Origin of the sequence: Thalassolituus sp. UBA2590, assembly GCF_002339775.1 — a bacterium.
Taxonomy (GTDB): Bacteria; Pseudomonadota; Gammaproteobacteria; order Pseudomonadales; family Oceanobacteraceae; genus Thalassolituus.
In genome coordinates, this window is record NZ_DDKU01000076.1 from 35925 (window position 1) to 46184 (window position 10260).

Consider the following 10260-nt stretch of genomic DNA (forward strand, 5'->3'; position numbering starts at 1 on the left):
CCAGCCATATCACCATAGAGCGTCGCATAACCGACTGCCATTTCACTTTTGTTGCCGGTTGTCAGAACCATGTAGCCCGTCTTATTCGATAGCGCCATTAACAACACACCGCGACAACGGGACTGAAGATTTTCTTCAGTGGTGTCGACCTTCAGGCCCTCGAAGTCCGGGGCAAGCGCAGACATAAATTCACGGTACATAGGTTCAATCGAAATGGATTGATACTTAACGCCCATGGCCTCAGCCTGCAGCGCCGCATCCTCTTTGCTCATACCAGAGGTGTAGGTAAATGGCATCATCACAGCACGCACACGTTCTGGCCCAAGCGCATCAACGGCAACGGCCAACGTCAGGGCGGAATCGATTCCACCAGAAAGGCCTAGTACAACCCCTGGAAAGCGGTTTTTATTCACATAGTCACGAACGCCAACGACCAGAGCGTTGTACAGGCTGGCAAGACCATCTTCCCGCGCTTCCCGCGATTCAGACTCAGCGCGTAACTCGCCTTGTTCGAACATCACGTACGCCTGATCCTCCCGCCAGGAGGCCATCTGAAGCACGCATTCAGACGCAGCATTCACGGCAAATGAACTGCCATCGAACACCAGCTCGTCCTGTCCACCCGACTGATTCACATAGAGAATCGGCAGTTTGTGCTGGGAAGTATGCTTTTTAATGAGGTCGATTCGTTCCTGCTGCTTACCACTGTGGAACGGAGAGGCGTTGAGGTTCAGGATGACATCCGCCCCAGCATCCGCCGCCATGGCTATCGGCGCATCAAACCAGACGTCTTCGCACACGGTAAGCCCCAGTTTAACGCCGTGTAGCTCTACTATCTGAGCGTCTTCACCGGCAGAGAAATAGCGCTTTTCATCAAAGACCTGATAGTTCGGTAGCTCCTGCTTGGCATACTCTCCAAGACAAATGCCCTCAGACCACACCCCTGCGCAGTTATAGAGACGATTATCCCTGGTGACTGGGTAACCTATCGCGATGGCAATATCATGACTGACCGCCGCGACTTCTCTCAACGCCTCGTTGATACGGGGCTCAAGACTTGGACGCATCAGCAGGTCTTCGGGCGGATAGCCCGTCAGAGCGAGTTCACTGAATACAATCAGCTGAGCACCATCGTCGGCAGCTTTCTTGGCTGCTTCTATAATTTTCGCCGTATTGCCGGGGATATCGCCGACGTGAAAGTTACATTGCGCCAACGCAATTTTCAGGGTGGCAGTCAGTGACTTGGACATGGTCTGGGGGTACTCTCTTCAGTAATGCGCGTATTGTCTGGAAATACGCATCAGGACGCAAACCGGAAGACTAATGAATCATCCAATTTCCATCGGACGGGGCAGCCGCCTGCTGTCGCTCTACAGCTACTATTCGCTGATTCTTGCGCTGTCGATCGTCGTCGTCGACGGTCTCGATTCAATGGACGTCATCGTTGGCAAAGAGGCTCCCCACCTCTTTCTCGTACTTTCATCGCTTTATGTACTTGCAGCCGCGGTCTTCGTCGCGCTAATAACCCGGACAACCGATTCGCAGGGAGCTACCACCTACCTGTTCCTGGAAACAGCGCTGCTGACCGGCATGATGTTCGCTTCGGGCGGACTCACCGCCGGTTTCTCTAGCCTGTTGCTGATACCGGTCGTCATGGCCAATCTACTCGCCCCAGGCATACTGGGGTACAGCGTTGCTGCCTGGCTCAGTCTTGCGGTCATCTATACCGAACATATCGCACCGGGCGAGTTTGGCATCAGGGATACGGCCAATACCGGTGTGTATGGGGGCATCTGCTTTGCTCTCGCCTGGTTAACTCAGCTGCTGTCGCATCGTATCGATGCCGCACTGAATCTCGCTCAGGATACCGCCCGTGATGTTCAGCGCTTACAGCGCCTGAGCCAGCAGGCGTTGATGAAACTGCCGGATGGCATCATTGCCTGTTCGAAAGAAAAACGGATTCTGTTTATTAATGACACTGCGGCATCCTGGTTTAAGCTGGAACCCGGCGCCGCGGTACCTGAGTGGCTGATAACGGCACCGGCTCAGGAAAGCCTTGCGGGAAAACTGCAGGGGCTGACAGTCACCCGTCTGGAGGCAGAAGGCCCCGATGAGGATTGTCTACTGCTTATTGAAGACGAAGCACGTCTCTCAGCAGAAGTTCAGCAAGCCAAGCTGGCATCGTTAGGTCGCCTCACCGCCAGTATTGCCCATGAAATCCGTAATCCACTTTCAGCTCTTAATCAGGCCGCACAACTGCTGGACGAATCTGAGCACCTGCCCGCTGAAGATAAAAAGCTGACCGCCATTATTGAAAACAACAGCCAACGAATTAATCGTATTATTGGGGACATCCTGCAGCTCTCACGAGGCAAGCGGCCAACAGCTACACCTCTGAAACTCCATAGCTACGTCGACAACTTTTGTCAGAACTTCCGTCAGGTCAGTGGTGAGAATTGTCTGATATTTTCCTATGATGCTGATAGCGAGTTAACCGTACTATTCGACCCGGATCATCTGAATCAGGTCCTGACCAACCTGTGTCAGAATGGTCTGCGGCATGCCCGGAAAGCACGGAAACAGGAGGCTGAAGTCGTCTTACGTATTCTTTCAGAATCCGATAGTAGTGCATCCCTTGAAATCACAGACAACGGCTTTGGCATTGCTGATAACCAGGTATCGCGGCTCTTTGAGCCCTTCAATACTACCGAACACGACGGTACAGGATTAGGACTCTATTTATGTCGCGAACTGTGTCAGGCCAACCAGGCAAGCATCGAGTTTGCTGGTAACGACCCGGGCGCACGTTTTCTTGTCAGGATGAAACGCGCATGAAACTGCGGGATATGTCACACCAGCGTCAACTCAACTCAGTAATAATATAAGGCCATGATGACAAACAGGAACTCCCCGGCAATGCTGCCCGACTTATGCGCACTGATCGTTGATGACGAGCAGGACATTCGCGAGCTGATAGGCATGGCCCTGGAACGCATCGATATAAAATGCGAACAGGCTGCCAATGTCACTGAAGCCATGGCATTACTTGAGTCGGGAAATTTCCATTTCTGTATCACCGACATGAAACTGCCTGACGGTGATGGCATTCAGTTAATCCATCACTGCAATCGCAACTACCCGGACATGCCGGTGGCTATGATCACTGCGTTTGGCAATATGGAAGTCGGCGTGAATGCCCTTAAAGCAGGCGCTTTCGATGTTGTTGCCAAACCGCTTGATATTCAGCAACTACGAAATCTGGCAACAGCTGCATTAAGACTGTCGAAAGTAACGGGAACACTCCCGGAGCAATGCACCAATCTTATTATTGGCGACTCCCCCCCGATGCAGGAACTGCGCACCACGCTGCGCAAAGTCGGACGCACTCAGGCACCGGTATTTATTCAGGGCGAATACGGCACAGGCAAAGAAGGTATTGCACGCGCTATTCACCTGCTTAGCTCACGAACTACCCACCCTTTTATTACTGTTAACTGTGACGCGCTTCAGGACGAGAACGCAGCGGAGACCCTGTTCGGCTATATGGACGATCACGGCACCCTTCATGATGGCCTCGTCCAGAATGCTCACCAGGGCACATTGTTTCTCAACAATATCGAGCACCTTGGTCTGGAGTTTCAGGCCCAGCTCCTGCAGCTTCTGACCGATAAGAAGATCCGGGCGCTGCATGACACTCACGAACATGATCTGGATATCCGTATCATCAGCGCCAGCAGTGCGGACCTGCCGGCATTGGCAAGCTCGGGTCACTTCCGTCAGGACCTGCTCTTCCGTATCCGCGTAGTACACCTGAGCGTGCCACCATTACGCACTCACCGTGAAGATATCCCGCAGCTCACCACCCACCTGCTACAGACCTATGCCAGCCAATGGGATATGCCTGAAGTATCAGTCTCTGATGAGGCATTACGGGCTATCTGTGAATACGACTTCCCTGGAAACACCCGCGAACTCGACGCCATACTTCAGCGTGCCTTTACCCTGATGGAAGGCGAAGAAATCCAGCTGAGTGACCTCAGCTTCGAACCGGAAACGCCGCAGGGTGGCTACCATTCAAACAACGAGGCCGTCGGCGACCTTGAGGGCTACCTTGAGAGGCTCGAGCGTGAAGCAATTGAAGAGGCCCTTAACGCAACACGCTGGAATAAAACCGCAGCGGCAGAACGTCTCGGCATCAGCTTCCGGGCGCTTCGATACCGCCTGAAAAAACTGGCGATCGACTAAGTAAAATCAACTGGCGATTAGACTCCCTCCGTCACCCTGCCCGAACAAGCCTTGAAAGACCGTATAAAAATACGAAAAGCGCCTGAGTGCGCTCCCTCATATGCCTGATATCGTAACTGGTTACCTATCAATCAATGAGGGTTCAGGGATGAACATCAGAAAGCAAACGCCAATTGTGCCTGCCAATGGCTTTACCCTACTGGAGCTATTAGTTGTGGTGGCGATCAGCGGAATACTCCTTGGAGTCGGGGTACCAGCGATGGGAGCACTGATCGAACGTAATCAGTTCAAGGCAGAGGTATCAGCATTGCACCGGGCCGTCGCACTCAGTCGGTCAATGGCGGTGTATCGAGGAGAGGCTGTGAGTCTGTGTCCCCTTACCAGTAGTAATGCGTGCGGCAACAACTGGACAGGCAAGCTGACGATCTTCACAGACTCCAACCAAGACGGCGCTCTAGATCCAGATGAGGCGACAATAGAGATCGTCTCGGGTTTGCCGCAGTCCAGTTCCGGGTTAGACAGACGCCATAGCCGGGCCAGTGCAATCATGTTCCGACCAAATGGCAGCGCCTTCGGCCACAACGGCACCTTGAAAGTCTGCATGGATGGAAGCACTGACCTGTCAGCAACCATCATAGTATCGGGCGCGGGCAGAATCAGACTGGGTGAAGATAGCAATAACGATGGGCTCGTTGAGGACTCTAGCGGCGACGCAGTCACATGCTCATGAACGAAGCCAAGTGTCAGGTATCAGCTGCTATAGAGTAATTTGCTACCGAAAATGTGCCAAATAACGCCACCAAAGTCCACTCACAAACGGATAATACCCGCTCGTCTGAGAGAACTCGGAACCAGTGCACGTTCAAAATACTATAAGCATGTAACAATAGCGCCCGTAGCATTTAGGACACGTGAACTTAAATATGGCACAAACTATGAAATCATCAGCATTTTCGAATGGTTTTACTCTCCTGGAGCTGATGGTCACACTGACTATTGTCGGCATCGTTGCAGCCATTGCCATTCCATCCATGAGTGGCATGGTGAACAACTCTCGCGCCGAACGTATTACCGAGCTTTTCGAGCTTGACCTGCAGTTCTCGCGGAGCCATGCCATCTCGCGTGGTGACACCGTTCGCATATCGCCTCGCAACGGAGACATAGCCAACGGGTGGCAAATTGTTGCAGAAGGGTCTGGAGACATCCTCAGGCAGCGAGGTGCTTTGGATGACGGAGTGACCATTATCAGTGCAAACGGATTGAACACAGTCGCGTTCACCCCGACCGGACAAATAGAGGCTACCGATACGATCACGGTACGCACATCAGGCTGCACAGGTAATGAAGATAAACAATTTTCCCTCCTGATATCAGGTCAAATTGCAGTAACGGAGCTCGCATGCATCCAATAAAGAATCAGTCAGGCATCGGCCTTATTGAAGTATTGGTCACCATTGTGATTACAACTATCGGTCTTCTGGGGTTGAGTGCCATGCAGATGCAATCAATCAGAACAGTGTCTGATACGGGCAACCGCACTCACGCGATCTGGGTCGCAAATGACTTGATTAATCGCATCAGAGCAAATGCAGTTGCAGTCGACAGTTACGTGACTGACAGGGAAATCAGCTGTAATGATCCACTGGGGGCAGTGAAAATGTGCGCAGCCTATTCTGCCAACGGTGCTCAGGTAGCCCCTGCAGCAGACTGTAGCAACCAGGACTTAGCCCTCTTCGATCAGTACGAAGCTCTATGTGGCATCAACACGCTGACAGGCGAGGATGGGTTCAGTAGCTCAGCGTCGTTTATCAATACACCCGGCCTTTCGATCAGCGATGAAGGTAACGGAGACTACCGCATAACCGTAAGCTGGAATTCAAGAACTGCAGGTAAAGATGCGCGGGGCAACGAAGTCTATCGATTAGAGCAAAGCACTCTTGCAGAAGATCAACGGGAAGATTACAGCTTGGTATTCAGACCATGAAAAACAGAATCTCATTACAACACGGCTTAACCCTTATCGAGCTGATGATCTCGATGACATTGAGCCTTATCGTGATTTTTGCCGTCGGCAGCATCCTCATCAGTAGCAACCAGGCGGCCTCCGTTTCCGATACATTAGCCGATTCGCAGGAAACAGGACGATTTGCCGTAGACTACATCAACCGGCAATTGCTGCGCACCGGCTACGACCCGGATGATGCAGATGTCGTAGCGTTTGGAGACCTCTGCCTCGCGGCCGGAGACATAGTTTGCATTAGTGAGTCCGCCAATGGCACTGGCGACCGATTGGCCGTTCGACGTATGGCTGAAGCGGGAGAAAGTAATGCGGTTACTTGTTATGGGAGCGCCCTTCTGGATGCTGCGGACGCAAATATTACGACCGATGTGGTGGTGACAGACGTCTACTGGGTAGCCGTGGATGATAATGGATTGAGCAATTTACGGTGCCAAACCTTCGATGAAGACGGAACCGTTCGTGCCAACCCCGGTGATAGTTTCGGCAATTCACAAGCTTTGGCGGCTGGAGTTCTAGCAATGCACGTATTGTATGGTCAAAGTAATTCAGCACCTATTGACGACACCTTAAATGTGACAACCTACTTTAACGCTGCTCAAGTAACCGACTGGGGAAATGTATACGCCATGCGCATTGGCTTTCTCACTCAGGCGTTAACGAATACGGAAGCACAGAGTTGGGAACAGAATTACATTGTCCTCGATTCACTGAACTATCAATTTGATGATCAAACAGCGAGACAGGTTTTTACTACCACTGTCACGCGTTTAAATTAAGTTTGAGGTAGCCCTATGAAAAAATTGCAACAAACAGGCAGCGCACTGATCGTCAGTTTGATCATGCTAACCTCCGTAACTTTTCTCGCCGTTCTCAGCCTTCAGAGCTCTACGACGCAGATACGCATCGTAAGCAATCTCCAGATCAAAGAAGATGTTTTCCATACATCTAAGCGAGAGCTAGGGGCACAATACCGAGCGTATAAAGATGAAATGGCTAAGATTCAAGAGTTGAGCAATGCAATGGAAAAAGCAGTCGTAACCGATGATTCAGGAACCCCAGCTCCTGAATCCCTGGATCTGGCGCCAGAAGTCGCGCTTGATAGCAAATACTACTCATCCCTGGACAGTCAACTGAGATACACAAAGACTATCCCAGTGAATCTGAACTACAACTTTGCAAAAGATAGCAGCGTTGGCTCTATGTCGTCGATGCCCTTTGAAATAGTATCTGTCACCATCGATGCAACAGAACGATTTCGTTCAACTCAACGTCTCGGTTTTAAATACAACGTGCCTTCAGCTGGCCGTTAAAAGGAGTATCAAATGAAAAAATTACTATTGCATGCTGCTTTTTTTGGCCTCGTCAGCCAGCTTGCTTATGGCGATGATACCGAAATTTTTACGGGCCTGAATAACTCCGGTGGAGGGGCAGATACTATTTTCATCCTCGACACTTCAGGGAGTATGGCCGAACTTGAAGAGCAAGAAGGGATCACTTATTCATCTAGCACGACATATCCTTCGGAAAATTATGGATTCGATTCTGCAGCTCATTATATATTCAGAAGAAACGCATTAGGTGACCTGAGCAATCTCTCATCTGCAGAAATAAATAGAATAAAAGAGTATAAGGTCGACCTGAATGGGTACAACTGCTCGCGTGCCAATACTTTAATCAGCATTGAGCAGCTAGGTTATGCAACTGGTAAGTATGCCGTTTTTGTACCTAGTATTGGCTGGCGAGGACCTGACAATAGAAGCGGAACCAACAATCAGTTATGGGAGAATGATCGCCCACAAGTCCCGTATAACAGTTCAGTCATCATTCAGTGTAAGGAAGCTGGAGATTATCGGGAATATAATTATACATACAATGGAGGGGCTTATCGTGGTCTTGCAGATGATGATGAATACGATGATACAGGCTTCCCATACACAACCAATCGCAGGTGGTGGAATCACTACCGTTGGGACGAAGGAGACGAGGACGAAGGTGTATACACTGAGATTTACTCGGGAAACTATCTGAATTTCCTACGATATGCAGCCGTAAATAATCTAGGCTCCCAGTATAAAATGCGACTCGATATCGTAGCAGATGCAGCCAAAGATGTTATCGCTGCGAACGATGACCCCTCCAAGCGTTTCGCCCTTATGCGCTTTAATTATTCAGGCAGTAATGCTCAAGGTGCTTTTGTAGATGTAGCGCTGGCCCCGTTGAGTGATATATCTGATAAACTGAACGTCGCTCTCGACTCGTACGACCCAGCTGGTGGGACGCCATTGACTGAAAGCCTGTATGAATCTCACCTCTATTTTAGTGAAAATTATGTAAATTACGGCAGCAACCCTAAAATTGCTGACCTTAATGGAATATATCGCGGAAACGATAGTGACGATGCCGAATGGACAGACCCTGCAAACCAAACATTTGCCAGTAACCCAGGAAACTATTTCTCAGTAAGTGGTTACGTAGAAGACGACGAGACTGATCCCGAAGCAACAGAAAACCAAGCGGGGAGTACATATAAACTACCTGAGAATGGCATATGTGGAGCGCCCAATCAGAATGTTATCCTATTCTCAGATGGACTACCTACAACTGACACTGGAGCGAATAACGCTATTCAGAATCTTGTGAATAGCGTACTTAAGTCTGACTACTATACTGGAGAATCTCCACCTCCAGACTGTAATAGGAATACAGATGGCGGTTGCCTTAGTGCTCTCGCTTGGTATATGTCTAATCAAGAACGTAGAGATAATGACGGTCTGCCTAGCTTAACCGTTAACACGATAGGTGGCTTTTTTGGGGCTGGTTCGAACGCTGAAACACTATTAGACGAAGTAGCAGACTATGGGAATGGACGTTACTTCGCGGTTTCTAACGAAGATGAAGTAAAGATAGCTATTGCAGAAAGCCTAAGTGAGACTGATACATCACCTTCAACCTTCACCGCCCCTGCAATTGCTGTAAGTTCTTACAACAGCCTACAAATCAGTGATGAACTCTACTACGCCGTATTTGAACCGAATGATACTGGAGCCTGGAAAGGAAACCTGAAGCGGTACCGTATTACCAATGACGGTGTAGTCGATTCAGACGACAACATAGCGGTCGGCGAAGATGGCTTTTTTAAAACCGGAGCGATTAGTTACTGGAGTGATACTGCGGATGGTGCCGATGTTAAGAAAGGCGGTGTTGCCGAACGCTTCGCGGATGTAGAAAGAAACGTAAAAATAGTAAACGCAGCGGGTAACCTTGTTAACGCCACATTGGATAATATTACAGGGCTTGCAGGTGATCCCCTAGGTCTGGAAGCTGAGGGCATCACAGACACTCTCTTTGGTACCTTGGACGATGTTACTTATGAGTTGGCAGTAGCCAATTGGATTGCTGGCAAAACACCTGACGGTTCGAGTAATCGCCTGGAAATGGAGGATGCCATTCACAGTCGTCCCGTCGTAGTGAACTACACAAGCGAGCGTCGCATAGTCTATATAGGTACTAATGGTGGTTACCTGCACGCGTTTGATACAGAAACTGGACGCGAAGTATTTTCGATATTGCCACATGAGGTACTGACTAATGCGCGTTACTACGCCGACAGTGCTGCAACCTCAGCGAACGACAAAATTTATGGTCTAGATGGCCCCATTACCTACTGGCATGACGACAAAAACCTGAACGGTATTGTTGATGGTACAGATACGGTATATCTCTTCGTTGGTATGCGACGTGGTGGTCACAGCTACTATGCGTTTAATATCACCAACCCTGACTCTCCGTCATTGCTTTGGCAAAAGCATGGAACTTACCTGAACGACGATAAAAATATTCCAACTGTTAGCAGTGGCTACGAACGCCTGGGACAAACCTGGTCTTCACTTAAACCAGCATTAGTAAACTGGAATGACACTCCGACTGTCGTACTGCTTGCGGGAGGTGGCTATGACCCCGCTGAAGACGGCAGTTCAAGCGAACGGTTGGAGCAC

Annotated in this window: 9 protein-coding genes; 8 read left to right on the plus strand and 1 reads right to left on the minus strand. The window is 50.0% G+C overall.

Translation table 11 applies throughout. From position 1 onward, the window contains the following. Nucleotides 1–1250 (minus strand): NAD+ synthase (locus B2067_RS07290; RefSeq protein ID WP_301387944.1); only part of this gene is annotated, 1250 nt, incomplete at its 3' end. A gap of 73 nt (nt 1251–1323) precedes the next feature. On the opposite strand from B2067_RS07290, the gene B2067_RS07295 reads away from it, so the two are divergent. From B2067_RS07295 to B2067_RS07330, 8 genes are all read left to right on the plus strand, one after another. Continuing rightward, nucleotides 1324–2835 carry a sensor histidine kinase gene (locus tag B2067_RS07295; protein WP_301377154.1) on the plus strand — a complete coding sequence of 504 codons (1512 nt, stop codon included), beginning with the start codon at nt 1324–1326 and terminating at the stop codon, nt 2833–2835. Nucleotides 2836–2916: 81 nt separating this feature from the next. After that, the gene (locus B2067_RS07300; RefSeq protein ID WP_301377156.1) at nt 2917–4245 is read left to right on the plus strand and encodes a sigma-54-dependent transcriptional regulator; all 1329 of its coding nucleotides are present in this window, start codon (nt 2917–2919) and stop codon (nt 4243–4245) included. Nucleotides 4246–4393: 148 nt separating this feature from the next. Next, nucleotides 4394–4975 (plus strand): GspH/FimT family pseudopilin, encoded by a 582-nt coding sequence (locus B2067_RS07305; RefSeq protein ID WP_301387945.1) that lies wholly within the window; start codon nt 4394–4396, stop codon nt 4973–4975. Between the two features lie 205 nt (nt 4976–5180). Then, nucleotides 5181–5657: a GspH/FimT family pseudopilin gene (locus B2067_RS07310; protein ID WP_301387946.1), complete on the plus strand. Its 477-nt coding sequence runs from the start codon at nt 5181–5183 to the stop codon at nt 5655–5657. Next, nucleotides 5645–6229 carry a type IV pilus modification protein PilV gene (gene pilV, locus B2067_RS07315; RefSeq protein ID WP_301377162.1) on the plus strand — a complete coding sequence of 195 codons (585 nt, stop codon included), beginning with the start codon at nt 5645–5647 and terminating at the stop codon, nt 6227–6229. Before B2067_RS07310 ends, pilV begins: the two co-directional genes overlap by 13 nt. Beyond that, on the plus strand, nt 6226–7041 hold the full coding sequence (locus B2067_RS07320; protein WP_301387947.1) for a PilW family protein: 816 nt from the start codon (nt 6226–6228) through the stop codon (nt 7039–7041). The genes pilV and B2067_RS07320 overlap by 4 nt, the downstream gene beginning before the upstream one ends. A 15-nt stretch (nt 7042–7056) precedes the next feature. Beyond that, nucleotides 7057–7575 carry a pilus assembly PilX family protein gene (locus B2067_RS07325; protein WP_301387948.1) on the plus strand — a complete coding sequence of 173 codons (519 nt, stop codon included), beginning with the start codon at nt 7057–7059 and terminating at the stop codon, nt 7573–7575. A gap of 12 nt (nt 7576–7587) precedes the next feature. Further along, on the plus strand, nt 7588–10260 hold a 2673-nt coding region (locus tag B2067_RS07330; RefSeq protein WP_301387949.1), incomplete at its 3' end, for a PilC/PilY family type IV pilus protein.